Raw genomic sequence first — 18,631 nt, forward strand, 5'->3', positions numbered from 1 at the left:
CACTGCCAAGCCTTGCAGTATAGGGGCTCTGCGGATGTGGCAAGTTGTCACAGAGCAATTCTTTGATAAATCGCGCCCATAAAAAAACGCCCAGCTCCGTGAGGAAACTGGGCGTTTTTTTTGAACGAGAAAGCGAATTAACGCTTCGAGTACTGCGGACGCTTACGCGCTTTACGCAGACCGACTTTCTTACGTTCAACTTCACGAGCATCGCGAGTAACGAAGCCAGCTTTGCGCAGAGCGCCACGCAGGGTTTCGTCGTACTGCATCAGAGCGCGAGTGATACCGTGGCGGATTGCGCCAGCTTGACCACTTACACCGCCACCGATAACGGTGACGTAGATGTCGAACTTCTCAACTGTCTCGGTCAATTCCAGCGGCTGACGAACTACCATGCGGGCAGTTTCGCGGCCAAAGAAATTATCCAGGGAGCGGTTGTTGATCGAGATGTTACCAGTACCCGGACGCAGGAAAACGCGTGCGGTTGCGGTCTTGCGACGGCCAGTGCCGTAATTTTGAGTCGCCGACATAATGAACTATTCCGTTAAAACTTCAGTTCTTGGGGCTGCTGAGCAGTATGAGGGTGTACAGCGCCCGCATAGACTTTCAGCTTACGATACATGTCGCGACCCAGCGGGTTCTTAGGCAGCATGCCTTTGACCGCGGTCTCGATCACGCGCTCAGGGGCTTTAGCGATCAGCTTTTCGAAGTTGATCGACTTGATGCCGCCCGGGAAACCGGAGTGGGAGTAGTAGATCTTGTCGGTGGTTTTAGCACCGGTTACACGAATCTGCTCGGCATTGATAACGACGATGTAATCGCCGGTGTCAACGTGAGGAGTGTACTCAGCTTTATGCTTGCCACGCAGACGGCTCGCGATTTCGGTGGCCAGACGACCCAGGGTCTGACCTGCAGCGTCGACGACAAACCAGTCGCGCTGTACTGTTTCCGGTTTAGCAGTAAAAGTTTTCATTCTTTATAGCCTCAGGGGCCGCCCTGTAAATTAGACGGCGGATCTTACTGAATAGTGCGTACTTTGACAAGTCAAAGGCAGCCGGATACAGACGCTTTCGGGGGCTCGGGTCGGCGCGTCCGTTCAACGGCAAGATTCTTCGGCGGCGGCGCATCACTTCCACTGCAGAAAGAGGTGCGCAATTATGCAGATTGCGAAAAATATTTCAACCTGCTTTTATGATTGTTTTGCCCAAGGAGCACACGATGGACTATCGCCAGCTAGGCCGAACCAATCTGAACGTAAGCGCCATCTGCCTCGGAACCATGACTTGGGGCGAGCAAAACAGTGAAGCTGAAGCCTTCGCACAGATTGAGCGGGCCAAAAGCGCCGGGATCAATTTCATCGATACCGCCGAGATGTACCCGGTACCACCGAAAGCCGAAACCTATGCCACCACCGAGCGCTACATCGGCAATTACTTCAAAAGCCACGGTGATCGCGCCGACTGGATCCTGGCCAGCAAGATCGCCGGCCCCGGCAACACCATCGACTACATCCGCGACAAAAACCTGCGCCACAACCGCCAGCACATCACCGAAGCCGTGGACGCCAGCCTCAAGCGCCTGCAGACCGACTACATCGACCTCTATCAGTTGCACTGGCCAGAGCGCAGCACCAACTTCTTCGGCCAGTTAGGCTACAAACACAAGAGCGAAGCGAACCTGACCCCACTGGAGGACACCCTCGAAGCGCTGGACGAACAGGTCCGGGCCGGCAAGATCCGCCACATCGGCCTGTCCAATGAAACGCCGTGGGGCACCATGCGCTTCCTGGCACTGGCCGAAGCCCGTGGCTGGCCGCGTGCGGTATCCATCCAGAACCCGTACAACCTGCTCAACCGCAGCTTCGAAGTCGGCCTGGCGGAAATCGCCATCCGCGAGCAATGCGGCCTGCTGGCCTATTCGCCGCTGGCGTTCGGTTTCCTGTCGGGCAAGTACGAAGGTGGCGCGCGCCCGCCGAAAGGTCGCCTGAGCCTCTACAGCCGCTTCAGCCGCTATTTCAATCCACAGTCGGAAGCAGCGTGCAGCCGTTATGTGGCATTGGCCCGTGAACACGGCCTCGACCCGGCGCAAATGGCCTTGGCGTTTGTGACGCAACAGCCGTTTGTGACCAGCAACATCATCGGCGCGACGACGCTGGAACAGCTGGACAGCAACATTGCCAGCTTCGAGCTGAAACTTTCCGATGAAGTGCTGGCGGGGATTGAGGCGATTCACAAGGATCACCCGAACCCGGCGCCTTGATTGACCTTTAGACCCAATCGCGGGCAAGCCCGCTCCCACAAGGCTGTGTGTCGATCACAACATGGCGATCGGTCACAGACCCCGTGTGGGAGCGGGCTTGCCCGCGATGGTGTCCGCCCAATCACGGCAAATTAAAGCGATCTGGCGATAATCTCCTTCATGATTTCGTTAGTCCCGGCATAAATCCGCTGCACCCGCGCATCCGCCCACGCCCGAGCGATCGGGTATTCCCACATGAACCCATAGCCGCCATGCAACTGCACGCACTCGTCGAGCACCTTGCATTGCAGGTCCGTCCCCCAATACTTGGCCATCGCCGCCGTCGGCACATCGAGTTTGCCTTGCAGGTGCAACTCCAGGCAGCGATCGACGAAGACCCGGCCAATCTGGATTTCAGTCGCCATTTCCGCCAGTTTGAAGCGAGTGTTCTGGAAATCCGCAATCGCTTTGCCAAACGCCTTGCGCTCGCGGGTGTACACCAACGTCCATTGCAGCGCAGCCTCAGCCGACGCCAGCCCGCCTACCGCAACCGTCAGACGTTCCTGCGGCAATTCCTGCATCAGATACGCAAACCCCATCCCGGCCTGGCCCAGCAGGTTTTCCTTGGGCACCCGAACGTCCTGAAAGAACAGCTCCGATGTGTCCTGCGCCTTCATCCCGACCTTTTCCAGGCGCTTGCCCTTGGCGAAGCCCGGCGTATTGGCCTCGACCAGAAACAGACTGGTGCCCTTCGCGCCGGCCTTCGGATCGGTCTTGGCCACGACAATCACCAGGTCCGCGAGATAGCCATTGGTGATGAACGTCTTCGAACCGTTGATCACGTATTCGTCGCCATCAAGCACTGCCGTGGTTTTCACCCCTTGCAGGTCGGAACCGGCACCCGGCTCGGTCATGGCGATCGCGGTGACCATCTCGCCAGACACCAGTTTTGGCAGGTATTTGTGTTTCAGCGCTTCGCTGCCGTAATGCAGGATGTACGGCGCGACGATGTCGGAATGCAGGGAAAAACCAATCCCGGTCAGCCCCAGTCGACCCACCTCTTCGATCACCACCGCACTGTAGAGAAAATCCGCTCCCAGCCCGCCGTACTCTTCTGGCAGATGCGAACACAACATCCCGGCCTCCCCCGCCTTGTTCCAGAGTTGGCGGTCGATATAACCCTGTTTCTCCCATTGCCCATGAAACGGCACAGCCTCTTTTTCGAGGAACGTTCGCACGCTGTCGCGAAAAAGTTCGTGCTCGGAACTGAACAAGGTTCTGGGGATCATGCGGCACCTGTCGTTATTGTTAGAAGAAGTAGACCTGCAGAGACTAAGCCTCACTTCCGATACAGGACACTGGACACATCAGACAAAAAATAAGACGATCCAGCCGTCTGGTGACCACTTTCCCCTATAAGAATAAAGTTGAATTATGTCTAACCAAGTCTCCACGCCCTTGCGGCGCGTCAGCATCCTGGCTATCGACCGGGTTTTCGCTTCCACCCTCATGCAAGCCAAGGATTTCTTCCATCTGGCCAGCCTGCGCTACGGCAAACAACTGGGCCAGGGCCTGACACCGGCGTTCGAAACGCGGCTGGTCAGCCCGGATGGCAAACCGGTCAACAGCTTCAGCGATGTGATCATGCCGGTGGACGGCGGCCTGGAAAACGCTGACGTCATCATTCTCCCGGCGTTCTGGGACGATTTCGAAACCCTTTGCCAACGTTACCCACAGGTCCTGCCGTGGCTGCGCCAGCAACATGCTCGCGGCGCGGTACTTTGTGGCGAGGCTACCGGGGTGTTCTGGCTCGCCGAGGCCGGGCTGCTCGATGGCAAGGAAGCGACCACTTACTGGCGTTTCTTCAATGCGTTTGCCGAGCGCTTCCCGAAGGTTTATCTCAATCAGGACAAGCACCTGACCGACGCCGACAACCTGTATTGCGCCGGCGGCACGACCTCGGCGTGCGATCTCTACATCTACCTGATCGAACGCTTCTGCGGTGCCAACGTGGCCCAGGCCGTGGCCCGCGACATTCTCTATGAAGTGCAGCGCAGCTATTCGCCGGGACGCATCGGTTTCGGCGGGCAGAAGCTGCACCAGGACGTGATCATCCTGCAGATCCAGCACTGGCTCGAAGAACACTTCGCCGACAAGTTTCGCTTCGAAGACGTCGCGCGCGAGCACGGCATGAGCATCCGCAACTTCATGCGCCGCTTCCAGACCGCCACCGGCGACAAGCCCCTGCATTACCTGCAACGCCTGCGCATCGAAACGGCCAAGGGCTTGCTGTCCGGCAGCCGCAAGAGCATCAAGACCATCAGTTATGAAGTCGGGTATGACGATGCGAGCTTCTTCGCTCGACTGTTCCGCCAGCACACTGAATTGTCGCCGAACCAGTATCGACAGCAGTTTCAGCAAGCGGCATAAACGCTCAAAACGAACACAAATCCCTGTGGGAGCGGGCTTGCCCGCGATGGCGGTGCGACAAACACATCAATGCTGGATGTGCCGCCCCTATCGCGGACAAGCCCGCTCCCCTAGGACCTGTCGTGAGTTCGAGATTTTGTCGACACATAAAAAAGGCCTGCATCTGCAGGCCTTTTTTATTTTCCGAAAACGTCCTACGGCTTATGCGCCCGAGACAGGAATTCGTGGGACTGCATTTCCAGCAAACGGCTGAGGGTACGCTGGAACTCGAAGTTCAGGCGACCGCCGGTGTAGAGATCCTTCAGCTCGACTTCAGCGGAAATAATCAGCTTCACGTTACGGTCGTAGAACTCGTCGACCATGTTGATAAAGCGTCGGGCGATGTCGTCGGTGGTGACGCTCATCTGCTCGACACCGCTGAGCAACACGGCGTGGAAGATCTTGCCCAGTTCGATGTAATCGTTCTGGCTGCGCGGACCGTCACAGAGCTCGCGGAAGTCGAACCATGCCACGTCATCACAGGTGCGCAGGGCACGGATTTCGCGGTTCTCGATCATCAGCACGTCGTTCTCGATGGCTGCAGTGCATTCCGGCGTCAGGGCGCGGAAGCTCTTGCGCAGGCTTTCGTGGGACGCTTCGTCGAGCGGGAAGTGGAACAGCTCCGCTTGTTCAAGGTGACGCAGACGGTAATCGACGCCGCTGTCGACGTTGACGATCTCGGTGTTCTGCTTGATCAGCGCGATGGCCGGCAGGAAGCGTGCGCGCTGCAAGCCGTCCTTGTAGAGACCGTCCGGCACGATGTTCGAGGTCGCTACCAGTGTCACACCGTTCTTGAACAACTCTTCCATCAGCGTGCCGAGGATCATTGCGTCGGTGATGTCAGAGACGAAAAACTCGTCGAAACAGATCACTCGCGATTCGTCGGAGAAGCGCTTGGCAATGATGGTCAGCGGGTTTTTCTCGCCGCCGAGGGTCTTCATCTCTTCGTGCACGCGCTTCATGAAGCGGTGGAAGTGAGTCCGGGTCTTTTCCTTGAACGGCAGCGCTTCGAAGAAGGTATCGACCAGGTAAGTCTTACCGCGACCCACACCGCCCCAGAAGTACAGGCCCTTGACCGGCGCCTGTTCTTTCTTGCCAAACAGCTTGCCGAGCAGGCCCGGCTTGTTCTGCGAGGCCGCGACCAGATCGTCGTACAGGCGCTGCAAATGGCGCACAGCGGTTTCCTGCGCAGCGTCATGGAAGAATTCCGGGCGTTTCAGATCAGCTTGATATCGTTCTAGGGGCGTCATAATTCGTTAGCAAGGCAACAAAAACGGGCCGTCACTGTAGCGACGGCCCGTGGGAATGGCAATCAGCCCTTGGTCGGGCCGAGCCGTTGATTATTCCTGAACCGGTGTCAGTGCAATCCGCAGGGCATCGATGGCAACGTCGCGAGCAGTACTGTCGGCGAAGGCCGGGCTATCGGCAACGCACTCGCCTTCCAGCCAGACACTGAAGCTCAAGTCTTCGCTGCGCACGTCCAATGGCTGGCCCGCTTGCAGTTGCTTGGTCACCTGACCGGCGGTTTTACCGTCGGCGAAGTGGCGCGACAGCAGCAATTGCTCGCCATCGGCCGCCAGCAGACGGAAGCGGAAGCTCCCGTCGTCTTCGCGGAAGCTGACAAAACGCGCGGCTTTCGCGGCTTTCTTCTTGGTGGTCGCAGCGACTTGCGTCTGGGCCACGAAAGAACGCAGGCCGACCGCTTCGCGCAATTCGTTAAGGAATGGCGTCGCTACGGCACGAGCCTTTTTCGCACCGATTTGCAGGATGTCTTCCAGATCAGCCGGGCGCTCGATCAACTGGTGATAACGCTCGCGGGACTCGCCCAATTCGCTGTCGAGCAGTTGGAACAGACGATTCTTCGCCTCGCCCCAACCCAGGCCCTGCAACAGTTCACTGCGGAATTCGTCGGACTGCGCCGGGGTGGCAAAGGCCTGGAACAGCGTGAACAGGTGCGAATTGTCCGGATCTTTCGCTTCGCCCGGGGCGCGGGAGTCGGTGACGATTCGCGAGATTGCGTCTTTCATCTCTTTGGCGCTGCTGAACAACGGGATGGTGTTGTCGTAGCTTTTCGACATCTTGCGACCGTCGAGGCCGGGCAGCGTCGCGACGCTTTCTTCGATCAGCGCCTCGGGCATGGTGAAGAATTCTTTGCCCTGGCCAAACAGGTGGTTGAAGCGTTGACCAATGTCGCGGGCCATTTCCACGTGCTGGATCTGGTCACGACCGACCGGCACCTTGTGCGCGTTGAACATCAGGATGTCCGCGGCCATCAGCACCGGATAGCTGTACAAGCCCATGGTGATGCCGGCATCCGGGTCTTCACCGGTTTCAACGTTCTTGTCCACCGAAGCCTTGTAGGCGTGGGCGCGATTGAGCAAACCTTTGGCGGCGACGCAGGTCAGCAGCCAGGTCAGCTCGGGGATTTCAGGGATGTCGGACTGACGATAGAACGTCACACGGTCCACATCCAGGCCACCGGCCAGCCAGGTCGCGGCGATTTCCAGACGCGAGCGCTGGATGCGCAGCGGGTCATCGCATTTGATCAGGGCGTGGTAGTCGGCCAGGAAGTAGAACGAATCGGCATTGCTGTCGCGGCTGGCGAGGATCGCCGGGCGGATGGCGCCGGCGTAGTTGCCCAGGTGCGGCGTGCCGGTGGTGGTGATGCCGGTGAGGATACGGGTACGAGTCGTCATGGGTAATCGCTTGTCAGACTGCAATCAATTCGAAAGACGCGGCAGGATCAGATCCTTGAGATCGGTCAGCTTGCCATGAAAAAAGTGTCCGCATTCTGCCACTTTCAGCAGCTCATGGGGGCGATCGAGTTTCTCGGACCAGTCGTAGACCGCTTGCGGGTCGATGACTTCGTCGGTTTCCGGTTGGATCAAGGTCAACTCGCCTTGCCGCGGCAATTGATCTTGATCGCCCAGGCGCATCACCGCTGGCGCGACCATGAACACATGCTTGAGCTGCTCGCCCTTCTCTTCCAGGCGTCCGCCGAGACTGGCGGCAACAAATCCGCCGAAGGAAAAACCGAACAGCGTCAGTGGCAAATCAGGATGTTTCGCCCGCAACCATGCGGCGGCCGCCTGAGCATCGTCGACTTCGCCGGTGCCCATGTCGTGCGCACCTTCGCTGGCACCGACGCCACGGTAGTTGAAACGCAAGGTAATCAAACCGGCATCGCGCGCGGTGCGCTGCAGGGTCGAGACCACTTTGTTGAGCATGGTGCCGCCCTGCACCGGGTTCGGGTGGCAGATCAGCGCGATGCCGCGCGGCTGCTCGATATCCAGGTAAAGAGCTTCCAGTTGACCGACCGGGCCATCAATCACTACAGGGGTTTCGCGCATAAGCAAGGAAGGAACTCCGTGACCTCGAATCGGGTCGACTCGTCTAGCAAATTGTCTGTGCCGATGTGTTGCGAGTGAATCGCGGTATACAGCGCAGGTTCGAGCCGTTAACGTAAAGCAAAGCCGTTTATAGAGGAAGGACTCGTGGAACACTCGCTCTTAGTTTGGTTGTTGCCGACTCTTGCCCTGGTTGTGGGTGTCGCCATTGGATTCCTGATTGCTCGCCTGGTGCCGAACGCCGCGCCCAGCAGCACGCAACGTCAGCTGGATGACATTCAGGAACGTTTCGACAGTTATCAGAACGAGGTGGTTACCCACTTCAACAGCACTGCAAACCTGGTCAAGAAACTGACTCAGAGCTATCAGGAAGTGCAGGATCATCTTGCCGAGGGTGCCAACCGCCTGGCCCTGGACGAGCAGACCCGCCAACGCTTGCTGGCTTCGCTGCACGCCGATGCGGCAGCGGCCCCACGGGAACGCCTGACACCACCGCGTAATCAGGAGCCGCCTCGCGACTACGCCCCCAAAGCCCCGAACGCGCCGGGCATGCTTGATGAGCATTACGGCCTGAAGAAGTAATCAGGTTTCGCGCGATGCAAAAAAGCCCTCGGACGAGTGATTGTCCGGGGGCTTTTTCGGTTCTGAAGTGTTCATCGCTTGTTCTGGCGACAAAAAAAACCGCCCGATCTGTTGAGGATCGGGCGGTTTTTTTACGCCTGGAGTTCAGTCAGACAATTATGGGTACTGCTGAACCGTACCTGGCTGTTGCTGACCGCCATACTGCTGGCCCGGGATCGCCTTGAGGTTGACCTCGACGCGGCGGTTCTGTGCCCGGCCATTGACGTCGCCGTTGCTGGCAATCGGGTTATCCGGCCCGGCGCCGCGCGCCGACAGGTTGGCACCACTGACACCTTGGGACGTCAGGTAAGTCGCCACGCTCTGCGCACGACGCTGGGACAGGTCCATGTTGTGTTGACGACTGCCGGTACTGTCGGTGTAGCCAACGATTTCGATCTGGTTCTGGCTGAACTCTTTGAGCGAACCCGCCAGGTTGTTCAGTGGCTGATAGAAACTGGAGGCGATGTTCGCCGAATCGGTGGCGAACGTGATGTTGCCCGGCATGATCAGCTTGATCTGATCGCCCTGGCGCTGCACCTCGACACCGGTGTTGGCCATGCTGGCGCGCAGCTTTTTCTCTTGCTGGTCGGCGTAGTAGCCATAACCGGCAGCCGAAGCCCCCACCACGGCGGCGCCAATCAGCGCACCTTTGCCACGGTTGTTGTGGTCAATGGCTGCGCCGGCCAATGCACCGGCCAGGGCACCGAGGCCACCGTACTTGGCGGTTTTGCTCATGCCCGTGGAACCACCCTCGGCCTGCCCCTGGTTGTCGTATGGGTTAGGCGAGGCGCAGCCCGACAGCAAGGCCACAGCCGTAGCGACAATAATCAAACGCTGCTTGGTGAACATGAAGAACTCCTGGTTTTTGCATTCTGGGGTGCAACGGACTTAGGCATTGGATCTTTGCGGGCGTTGGATCATTTCAGGCGAGAAAAATTCCGTTGATCATTCTTAAGCCCGCACAAATGGGTTGTCGCGCATTTCATCGCCCAGACGCGTATCCGGACCATGCCCGGTTACCACCGTTGCGTCTTCATCAAGGGTGTACAGGCGCTGTTTGATCGAACGCACGATGGTCGCCTGATCGCCGCCCCACAAATCCGTACGCCCTACCCCGCGACGAAACAGGGTGTCACCGGCAATCAGCAGCTTAGCCTCTGAAAACCAAAAGCTCATTGAACCCGGCGTGTGACCTGGCGTATGCAGCGCCACGCCGCAGCCGCAGGCGAGTTCTTCATCGTCGGCCAACCAGCGATCCGGCGAGGGAACTGGCGTATAGGGCACACCGAACATCTGGCACTGCATCTCGAGGTTGTCCCAGAGGAACTGATCTTCTTTGTGCAAGTGCAGGGTGGCGCCGGTTTTTTCCTTCAACTGACCGGAGGCCAGGAAATGATCCAGGTGCGCGTGGGTGTGAATGATGCTGACGACCTTCAGGCCCAGAGCATCGAGCCGCGCCAGAATCAATTCATGATTGCCACCCGGATCGACCACGATGGCTTTTTTGGAAATTGGATCGCCGATGATCGTGCAGTTGCACTGCAACGGGCCGACGGGGAAGGTTTCGCGGATTAGCGCGGGGCTTGGGAGGTTCATGGAAAGTCCTGACGATTCGATTTTCAACAGAATATCAGTCTGCTTTTCCTCAGGCTTCAACATGAGGTGCCGATACAGCGAATACCCGCCACTTATTTGACGCCAATTAAGAAAAAACAATGGCTATGTGATATCAATTGGCGTTGTTTCTGGTACAAAATTGCTTTCTTGTAGCGGCCACATTGTAGGAGGGTCGCAGCCCACTCAGGATTTTCAGATGTCGACGCCTCTTGGTTACGTTTTTACATTCCCCACTTTTTTGACTGGTAACCAACAGATCGACAGCCTGATCTACGGCTCCCAATGGCTGAGTCCCACATGGAAAGGTAATGTCTCCACGACTAATCTGACCTATAGCTTCATCACGCCTGGCGGGTCATTCTTCGCCACCAACTACAGCGCCGAACAAGAGTACCGGAACAGTTTCGCTCTGACATTTGCCCAGCAAGACGCTGTCAAAACCGCACTGGGCGCGTGGAGCGCCGTAGCCAATCTCAAGTTCACTCAGGTCACTGACAATGCCGTCAGCGCTGGAGACTTGCGGTTCGGCGGCTACGCCGGGATGGATGACAAAACCGCTGCCTGGGGCTACTACCCCGACAGATCTCCTGTGGGCGGGGATGTCTGGATCGGACCGACGACCAACAACCCGGACCCCGTCAAAGGCACCTATGACTTCATGACATTTGTGCATGAAATCGGTCACGCCCTGGGTTTGAAGCATCCCTTCGAAGCGAGCCAATCCAACAGCACGGTGCTCAATCCCCTGCTCGACGATTCACATTTCACGATCATGAGTTACAGCAACACGTACTCCTATCAGCCGACTACGCCGATGCTGCTGGATATTCTTGTCATCCAGAAAATGTATGGCGCCAACATGCTTTGGCAAACCGGTGACAACGTCTATCGCTGGGCACCGGACCAATCGGTGTTTCAGACTATCTGGGATGCGGGCGGCAACGACACGATCGACGCCAGCAACCAATTGGCCGCCGTTAACCTGAACCTCAACGAGGGCGCATTCAGCCAGATCGGCAAGGCATTCATCGATGGGGTGAATCAGACGCTCATAAATGACGGCCTGGCAATTGCCTACGGCGCGAAAATCGAAAACGCCACAGGCTCGGCCTTTGACGATGTGCTGACCGGCAATGCGCTGAACAACGTGCTCAACGGCATGGGCGGTGCGGACACCTTGATCGGCGGTGCCGGCAACGACACCTATGTGGTGGATAACATCGGCGACAACGTGATCGAAACCGGCACTTCGCTGACCGAAATCGACATTGTCCTGGCATCGAGCGACTACACCCTCAGTGCCAACGTCGAAAACCTGACCCTGACCGGCAGCGCCCACGTCAACGGCACCGGCAACGCCCTCCCTGAACAATGTGCTGATCGGCAACGACGGCAACAACCTCCTCAATGGCGGGCTCGGGAACGATGTGCTGGACGGCGGTGCTGCCAATGACACACTGATCGGCGGACTGGGTACCGACACGTTGACCGGTGGTACGGGCGCTGATCGGTTTGTCTTCAACGCTCTGAACGAAATGGGCAAAGGCGGCTTGCGTGACGTGATCACAGACTTCAGCAGCCTGGACGGCGACAAACTCGATTTCTCGAAATTCGATGCCAACCTCTTGAGTGCCGGGGTCAACAAGTTCACGTTCATCGACTCGAACGACTTTACGGGGGCCGGCCAATTACGTTTCGTCGACCATGTGCTTTATGGCAACGTCAATGGCGATTTGGTGGCGGACTTCGAAATCCAGTTGGTGGGCGTCAACAGCTTCAGCAGCCATGATTTGGTAGCGTGACAATAGCGATCGAGTAAAAGGCAACCACAGCCAAACGGGTTGCGCGTACGCGCAACGCGTCATGCCTGGCGCACCAAATGAACAACGCCCCGACTGGTTCGGGGCGTTGTTCATTGGTGAGTGCACGCTAAACCCGGTTACCCCAACACGCCCAAGGCTTTCGCCCGCGCCACGGCCTGCGTACGCCGCTCAACGCCAAGCTTGCTGTTGATGTGGCTGGCGTGGGTTTTAACGGTGTGCAGGGAGATGAACAACTGATCGCTGATTTCCTGGTTCGAGCAGCCTTGGGCAATGAGTTTCAGAACCGACAGCTCTCGGGAACTGAGCTGTTCGCAGGCTTGTGAGGGCTCCGGGACAATGCGCGCGGCGACAAGGGGGAGCCGTTCTGAAAGGCTCTGCGAAACCGCCGCTTTTGCGCAGTTCTGCAGTTGCTCGCGAAGCCAGTCGGGGTATTTGCTCAACAAACCATCAAAAGGCTGTAACGCGCCGCCGCTGGCCGCTTCCTGGGATTGAGCGAAAGCTTGACGAGCTTCAGGCTCACGGTTGTGCGCAAGGAGCAGTTCGGTTTTCTGCGTCAGCGCCATCACGCAGAGCAGTTGCCGACCGGTTTGCTGACCATGCTCGAGCAAGGCATTCAACCGGCCCTCGGCCAGCATTGGCTGTCCTTGTATGACATCGAGCAACGCCTGTTGCAACTCGATATGCAGCGGCAGTTGCGGATGGAATTCCGGGGGCGCCGCCGGCCGTTCGCCATTGTAGGTCTGGCCCAATCGCGCTAGCCAGGCTTCCGCCAGATCGGTACGGCCCTGAGCCAGCCAGAGTTCGCATTTGACCAGGGTGATCATCGCCAGATAGTAGATCGGTGGTACGTCCCAGATGTGCATCAGCCGTTCGGCTTCGGCGAGTTCGGCAAACGCCTTGGCAAACTCACCGCTGCTGCCTTCGAGCCGGGCGATCACGCAATGGCCGATCAGGACACTGATGTCGCGACAGGCGCGGGCCTCAGCCAAACCGGCCTGCAGACGCAGCCGCGCGGTCTGTGGTTGCAGGCGCAGGGCCAGCAGAAAACCCTCGTACAAGGTCAATCGGGCGCGTACGGCATAGAGCCGTTGCGGCGACAATCCTTGCAGGCGTTGCAGCCCTTGGCGGACTTCATCCAGCGAACGCAGGATCTCCCCTCGCGCCTGCAACACCCGGGCGCGATCGTAATGGGCCAACGCTTCGAACAATGGATTGCCCACCCGTTGCGCCAGCTCCAGGGAATCACGGTTCAGGCCGCGTGCCCGCCACAAGTCGCCGTCGGCAATGGCCAGGTTGGACAGGGTTGAAAGGCACATCAGGCGCTGACCGTAACGCTTGGACGGAAGACTCTCCAGCGCTTCAGTGCAATACAGCAGGGTCAATTCGCGGTTGCCGCGCCCGCGGGCGATGATCCCGCTCAAGGCCAACCATTGCGCCAGCATGGATTTCTGCGCGGTGGCGGACGGGGCCGGCAGGAAGCGGCTCAGGTGATTGGCCAATTCTTCGGCAGCATCGAGCTGACAGGCCAGCCCCAATGCCCAGCTGTAAAGCACGATCAACCGTGGCGTGCTGATCAGCAGGCTGTCGGGCAAGTCCATTTTCCAGCGCAGCAACATGCCGACGTTCTGTTCAGCCAGCAGTTGCTCTTCCGAAAGGTTCTGCACCAGGTTGGCCGCGACGTCCAGATGACCGGCGCGCAACGCCTGCTCCACGGCTTCATCGAGCAGCCCTTGAGCATTGAACCAGCGACAGGCACGCAGGTGCAGGCTGGCCGCCGGCACCATTGCCTGTGAGGTTGGCCGGGTGCGCAGCAGGTCGGAAAACAGATGGTGATAGCGGTACCAGTGGCCATTTTCATCCAGCGGTACCAGGAACACTTGGTGCGCCAGCAGAAAACGCAGGATCTCGGCGCTGTCATGGGCTTCGCGAACGGCATCGCACAGTTCGCTGCAAAAACGCTCTTGAGGGGCCGTGTCATACAGGAACGACTGCACCTCGGCAGGCAGACAATCGATGACTTCTTCAAGCAGGTAATCGCGAATCAGCCCTTCCCCACCGTGCAGGGACTGGGGCAACGCACCATCGGAGCCCGCTTCGGAGGCCGCCAGCAACCAGAAACGCAGGCCGGCAACCCAGCCTTCGCTGCGCTGGATCAGGTTTTCCAGTGCTTCGCCGCGCAACGAACTGCTGTGCCGATCGAGCAGGGTCAACGCTTCATCGTGGGTCAGGCGCAAATCCTGCTCGTGCAACTCGAGCAGCTGCCGTGACAGTCGCAGCCGTGCCAGATGCCAGTCCGGACGCTGGCGACTGGTGACCATCACCAACAAGCCGTCGGGAAGGTGATTGAGGAAAAACTGCAGGCAACGATCGAGTACCGGGCCCTGGGCCAGATGGTAGTCATCGAGGACCAACAACAGTGGCGCCGTCGGCAACAGGTGCACGGCCAACTCATCGAGCAAACCGTCCAGCCATTCCTCAAAAGCAAACGGCTGATGCCGCTGGCGCATTTTCAGCAGGCCCAGAGACTGCCTGCCCAACTGCGGAAAATAGTCCTGAAGACCTTCGAGCAGTCGCTCGAGAAAACGGCCGGGATCGTTGTCCCGCGGACTCAAACCCAGCCACAGACTTTGCCAGTGAGCCGGCAGCCCCTGACAGAACTCCACCGCCAATGAACTCTTGCCGAACCCCGCCGGTGCGCTGACCAGCAACAGCCTGCCGCCGAGTCCGGCACTGAGGCGCTCGCATAAACGAGGACGCAGCACATGGCCGTCGGGCAGCGGAGGCCGAAAAAAACGCCCGTCCAATGTCGCGGCGGCAACGCTTGCAGGGCCCGGGAGTGGGGACAGATCAGTCATGGCCGGCTCTTGTTTGAATTGCTGTTGGCGGCGTTGCAGATCTCCGCAGACTAGCGGTAAACGAAGAGGTATTGAAGGTTATTGCTACAAATGGCTACAAAAAGTCTACGAACAAAAAAAGCCCCGAACCAGTCGGGGCTTTGTTTCGAGGATGCGGCCTCTATTCAGTTCAGGTTATCGAACCCCGGACTGACGCAATGCCGCCGGTGTAAAGTCGCTGGTCGTGGCGGTGAAGCCGAAGTTATACGCCGACTTCTCTTCGTTCTTCATACCGAGTGCCAGGTAACGGCCGGACTGCAGGTCGTACAGTGTTTCCAGGGTGTACCACGGCACTTGAACGTTGTAGTAGTTCTGGGAGTGAGCTTCCGCCACACGCCACAGTTGGTTACGACCGTCGTAGTGATCGATGACCGCTGCTTGCCAGGTGTCTTCGTCGATGTAGAAGTCACGCTTGGCGTAGATGTGACGCTGACCTTCCTTCAGGGTTGCAACCACATGCCAGACCCGGCGCAGCTCGTAACGAGCCAGGTCCTGGTTGATGTGACCGGCCTTGATGATGTCGGCGTACTTCAGCTTTGGATCGTCGAGCTTGTAGCTGTCGGAGGCGATGTACATCTCCTTCTTGCCTTCGAGTTTCCAGTCGTAACGATCCGGTGCACCGTTGTACATGTCCAGGTTGTCAGAGGTACGCAAGCCGTCCGCCGCAGTACCCGGCCCGTCATAGGACACTTGTGGCGCACGACGCACGCGACGTTGACCGGCGTTGTAGACCCACGCCGAACGCGGTTCCGCCACCTGGTCGAGGGTTTCATGCACCAGCAGCACACCACCGGCCAGACGTGCCGGCGCGGTCACTTCCTGCTTGAAGTAGAACAGGATATTGCCCGGGTTCGCCGGATCGTAATCCTTCATCTTGTCGCGGAATACGAACTGGTCCTGGAAGTACACCAGGCTGTACGAGCCGTTCGGCTGCGGCGTGGCCTGGGTCACCAGACGCGTCACGCTGCCACCGCGATAGCGGGTGATGTGGTTCCAGATAACCTCAATGCCGGTCTTTGGAATCGGGAACGGTACGGCTGTCTCGAAGTTTTTCAACCCGTTGCCGCCGGACACCAGCTCCGTGGCCGTGGCGTTTTTCTTGATGGCAGCGAACACGTCATCCGGCACGGTCGCGCCGCGATGGGACGGGTAAACCGGCATCTTGAAGGTTTCCGGGTAGCGCTTGAACATCGCGTACTGGCCCGGGGCAAGTTTGTCCTTGTACTGGTCGACGTTCTGCGCAGTGATGGTGAACAGCGGCTTCTCACTGGCGTACGGGTCGGCCAGGAAACCTTTGCTGTCGACAGCGCCAGCGTTTTTCGGCAACGGCTTCCAGGCCGGAATCGAACCGTCGGCATTACCCGCCATCTCGGCGCCCATCGGCGTCAGGCTCTTGCCCAGTTTGTCCGCTTCGGCCGCAGGGACCGCTGCCATCACGCTGGTCGCCAGCAGCGTTAGCCCCAGAAATCCAGCGTGGAACAGACTCTTTGTTGTTTTCATAGGTGTGTTCGTCCTGAAAATGCAGTGCTTAGAAGTTCACGCCGAAGCTGAGCGCAACGAAGTCGCGGTCATCCACGGTGGTGTAGTCGCCACCAAAGAAGTTGGTGTAGGCCAGACTCGCGGTGTAGGTGTTCTGGTACTCGGCATCGAGACCCAGGCTCACCGCCTTGCGGCCTTCTTCGAAGTTGCCGCCAGGGCCAGGCGAGTAGCCTTCGACGTCATGGGACCAGGCGATGTTAGGTTTGAGGTTCACACCGGCAAACACGTCGTTGTACTCCCAGATTGCACGACCGCGATACCCCCAGGAAGTGGCGGTGGTAAAGCCTTCGTTGTTGCAATTGGAAGTGAGGTTGCTTCTGTCCGCACCTACGCCGGCGCCCTGAATGGTCCCCGCGTTGAGGGTCGCGCACAAAGGGCCTTCGCCTGGACCGTAAACAGGGTCACGACCATAACGGGCTTCATCGCCGCTCTCCAGACCACCAACATGGGTAACGCCCAGTTCACCCACCAAGGTAAGACGGCTGGCGCCCATGACCTGGTCGAAGAAGTGAGTCAGGGTCGTCTGGAATTGGGTAACTTCCTTGCGGCGATAACCATGCTGATCCTGACCTGGAGTCCCTTTCAGCGGCGAAGCGCCACTCAGACCTGGCAACGGGGTGACGCCCGAATAGAGGATATCGGTGGTGTTGAGTTGTACAGGCGCGTTCGGGCGGTAGCTGACTTCACCGCTCCAGGCCGTGCCTGTAGGCAAGGTGGTGGAAAAGCTCAAGCCATACAGGCGGATATCTTCCGGGTACTCGATAAAGTATTGGGAGTTACCGGCGATGGCCAGAGGACGTAAGCTCGCTGCAGCGCCGGGCAGAAATGTCACTGCGCTGGTGTAGGCGGAAGCGGGTGCACCCGTGGCACTGAAAATCGGTGCACGGCTGTGGTAGTTCATGAAGTAGGCGCCGAACTCGGTGTCCAGCGGCTCGAATACATAATGGAACGCTGCACCAAACTGGCCGCTGTCGCGCGCGTCACGATCAGGGCCGCGTTTGACCAACACACCCTCATCATTGATGTCGAGTCCGAACCGAGCCAGCCCCGGCAGTGCGCCAGGCACAGTGGCCAAGTACGAACGCTTGGACAGCAACCGCAGGTTATCGGTGCAGCCATCAGCGACCACATCCGGCTGGGAGAAGAACGTACCGCAGTTATCGACAACCGACTGGTCCCATTCCAACTGGTAGAAGGCTTCTGCCGACAGGTTCTCGGTCAGGGTCTGGGACACGTAGAACATGTTGACCGGAATCAGCCCTTCCTTGATTTCGGCACCTGGACGGCGGAATGCCGATACGTCGATCGGGTTGATCGAGTTGATACCGTTACCGATAAAGGTGCTTTCACCCCAGCTCACTACTTGCTTGCCTAGACGCACGGAACCTGGCTGATCGGCAATGGAATAGTTGTGGTAGACGAAAGCGTCGAGAATCTGCCCGCCGGAGGACTTGGCGCCTTCCTTGCGGTTGTGATCGCTGACATCCTTGAACAGACGACTTTCGTCCTTGAGTTCAAAGTCATACCAGTACTTGCCACGTACAAAGACACCGGTATCGCCATACTTCAGTTCCAAGTCATGGATACCCTTGAAAATCTTCGAAAACGTTTCACCGCGCTTGAAGTTCAAGTGACCATCGTCGGAGGTTTGCGACAACCCCTTACCGCCGTTGTTAACCCCGATCAAGTCGCTGTTGGGTTTGGCAGTGGACCAACTGGCACCAACGGACAGGGACGAGTCGAAGCTGCCTTCGATTTCACCAACGTTGAAACTGACGCCGAATGCGGGCCCGGCGAGCGAAGAGGCAAGACTGACAGCCAGAGGCAGTTTTGCCCGGCGCCAGAACTGGTTTACTGATGTCATCGACGCTACTCCATGTGCATTATTGTTATGGCAGTGAGTATTTTTAAAAACGCTGTGGTTGACCGGAAGCCAAGGCTTTCCGAATTCACTCCAAAGTTGCATCGCCCCGTTTTGTGCGTGTGCCCCGTTCTTAAAAATCCTTGAGCGGACTATAGCCAGCAGGTAGTAGTGCTTGATCCCTCTAAAGTGTGATTTGCAGCTGCCGACCACTCTGGAACA

The 18,631-nt window shown here is 58.3% G+C and carries 16 protein-coding genes; 5 read left to right on the plus strand and 11 right to left on the minus strand.

From position 1 onward, the window contains the following. Positions 1-137: 137 nt before the first annotated feature. Both rpsI and rplM read right to left on the minus strand, forming a co-directional pair. On the minus strand, positions 138-530 hold the full coding sequence (gene rpsI, locus Q7W83_RS23225; protein ID WP_002555064.1) for a 30S ribosomal protein S9: 393 nt from the start codon (positions 528-530) through the stop codon (positions 138-140). Between the two features lie 14 nt (positions 531-544). Then, positions 545-973, minus strand: coding sequence for a 50S ribosomal protein L13 (gene rplM, locus Q7W83_RS23230; protein WP_007905295.1), 429 nt, complete (start codon positions 971-973; stop codon positions 545-547). 245 nt (positions 974-1,218) lie between these two features. Between rplM and Q7W83_RS23235 the strand changes: the two genes are divergently transcribed. Further along, the gene (locus tag Q7W83_RS23235) at positions 1,219-2,259 is read left to right on the plus strand and encodes an NADP(H)-dependent aldo-keto reductase (protein WP_150640030.1); all 1,041 of its coding nucleotides are present in this window, start codon (positions 1,219-1,221) and stop codon (positions 2,257-2,259) included. A 131-nt stretch (positions 2,260-2,390) separates the two neighbouring features. Here Q7W83_RS23235 and Q7W83_RS23240 read toward each other — a convergent pair whose 3' ends face one another. Next, a complete protein-coding gene (locus Q7W83_RS23240; RefSeq protein ID WP_473657180.1) occupies positions 2,391-3,527 on the minus strand; it encodes an acyl-CoA dehydrogenase family protein in 1,137 nt (378 codons plus the stop codon). A 244-nt stretch (positions 3,528-3,771) separates the two neighbouring features. On the opposite strand from Q7W83_RS23240, the gene Q7W83_RS23245 reads away from it, so the two are divergent. Continuing rightward, positions 3,772-4,668 (plus strand): GlxA family transcriptional regulator, encoded by an 897-nt coding sequence (locus Q7W83_RS23245; protein WP_191623776.1) that lies wholly within the window; start codon positions 3,772-3,774, stop codon positions 4,666-4,668. Between the two features lie 194 nt (positions 4,669-4,862). Here Q7W83_RS23245 and zapE read toward each other — a convergent pair whose 3' ends face one another. The 3 genes from zapE to Q7W83_RS23260 all read right to left on the minus strand — a co-directional run bounded on the left by zapE (position 4,863) and on the right by Q7W83_RS23260 (position 8,057). Next, positions 4,863-5,957, minus strand: coding sequence for a cell division protein ZapE (gene zapE, locus Q7W83_RS23250; RefSeq protein WP_084320460.1), 1,095 nt, complete (start codon positions 5,955-5,957; stop codon positions 4,863-4,865). Positions 5,958-6,047: 90 nt separating this feature from the next. Beyond that, entirely contained in the window at positions 6,048-7,403 is a 1,356-nt protein-coding gene (locus tag Q7W83_RS23255) for a tryptophan--tRNA ligase (RefSeq protein WP_150634729.1), read from the minus strand. 24 nt (positions 7,404-7,427) lie between these two features. Continuing rightward, the gene (locus Q7W83_RS23260; RefSeq protein WP_150634730.1) at positions 7,428-8,057 is read right to left on the minus strand and encodes an alpha/beta hydrolase; all 630 of its coding nucleotides are present in this window, start codon (positions 8,055-8,057) and stop codon (positions 7,428-7,430) included. 144 nt (positions 8,058-8,201) lie between these two features. Between Q7W83_RS23260 and Q7W83_RS23265 the strand changes: the two genes are divergently transcribed. Further along, entirely contained in the window at positions 8,202-8,636 is a 435-nt protein-coding gene (locus Q7W83_RS23265; protein ID WP_008025941.1) for a Z-ring associated ZapG family protein, read from the plus strand. A 156-nt stretch (positions 8,637-8,792) separates the two neighbouring features. On the opposite strand, the gene Q7W83_RS23270 is transcribed toward Q7W83_RS23265, so the two are convergent. Together Q7W83_RS23270 and Q7W83_RS23275 are read right to left on the minus strand one after the other, a co-directional pair. Beyond that, positions 8,793-9,524 carry a YiaD family glycine zipper/OmpA-like lipoprotein gene (locus tag Q7W83_RS23270; protein ID WP_150634731.1) on the minus strand — a complete coding sequence of 244 codons (732 nt, stop codon included), beginning with the start codon at positions 9,522-9,524 and terminating at the stop codon, positions 8,793-8,795. 102 nt (positions 9,525-9,626) lie between these two features. Beyond that, positions 9,627-10,271 carry an MBL fold metallo-hydrolase gene (locus Q7W83_RS23275; protein WP_150634732.1) on the minus strand — a complete coding sequence of 215 codons (645 nt, stop codon included), beginning with the start codon at positions 10,269-10,271 and terminating at the stop codon, positions 9,627-9,629. A 127-nt stretch (positions 10,272-10,398) separates the two neighbouring features. On the opposite strand from Q7W83_RS23275, the gene Q7W83_RS23280 reads away from it, so the two are divergent. Then, positions 10,399-11,745 (plus strand): M10 family metallopeptidase, encoded by a 1,347-nt coding sequence (locus Q7W83_RS23280; RefSeq protein WP_473657190.1) that lies wholly within the window; start codon positions 10,399-10,401, stop codon positions 11,743-11,745. Next, positions 11,666-12,094, plus strand: coding sequence for a hypothetical protein (locus Q7W83_RS23285; protein ID WP_473657192.1), 429 nt, complete (start codon positions 11,666-11,668; stop codon positions 12,092-12,094). The genes Q7W83_RS23280 and Q7W83_RS23285 overlap by 80 nt, the downstream gene beginning before the upstream one ends. A 137-nt stretch (positions 12,095-12,231) precedes the next feature. Here Q7W83_RS23285 and Q7W83_RS23290 read toward each other — a convergent pair whose 3' ends face one another. From Q7W83_RS23290 to Q7W83_RS23300, 3 genes are all read right to left on the minus strand, one after another. Further along, on the minus strand, positions 12,232-14,970 hold the full coding sequence (locus tag Q7W83_RS23290; protein WP_473657195.1) for a winged helix-turn-helix domain-containing protein: 2,739 nt from the start codon (positions 14,968-14,970) through the stop codon (positions 12,232-12,234). Between the two features lie 174 nt (positions 14,971-15,144). Next, positions 15,145-16,509 carry a DUF1329 domain-containing protein gene (locus Q7W83_RS23295; protein WP_150633111.1) on the minus strand — a complete coding sequence of 455 codons (1,365 nt, stop codon included), beginning with the start codon at positions 16,507-16,509 and terminating at the stop codon, positions 15,145-15,147. A 28-nt stretch (positions 16,510-16,537) separates the two neighbouring features. Continuing rightward, positions 16,538-18,412 carry a DUF1302 domain-containing protein gene (locus tag Q7W83_RS23300; protein ID WP_150633110.1) on the minus strand — a complete coding sequence of 625 codons (1,875 nt, stop codon included), beginning with the start codon at positions 18,410-18,412 and terminating at the stop codon, positions 16,538-16,540. Positions 18,413-18,631: the final 219 nt, after the last annotated feature.

The sequence above is a fragment of the Pseudomonas sp. 300 genome, from assembly GCF_055803035.1.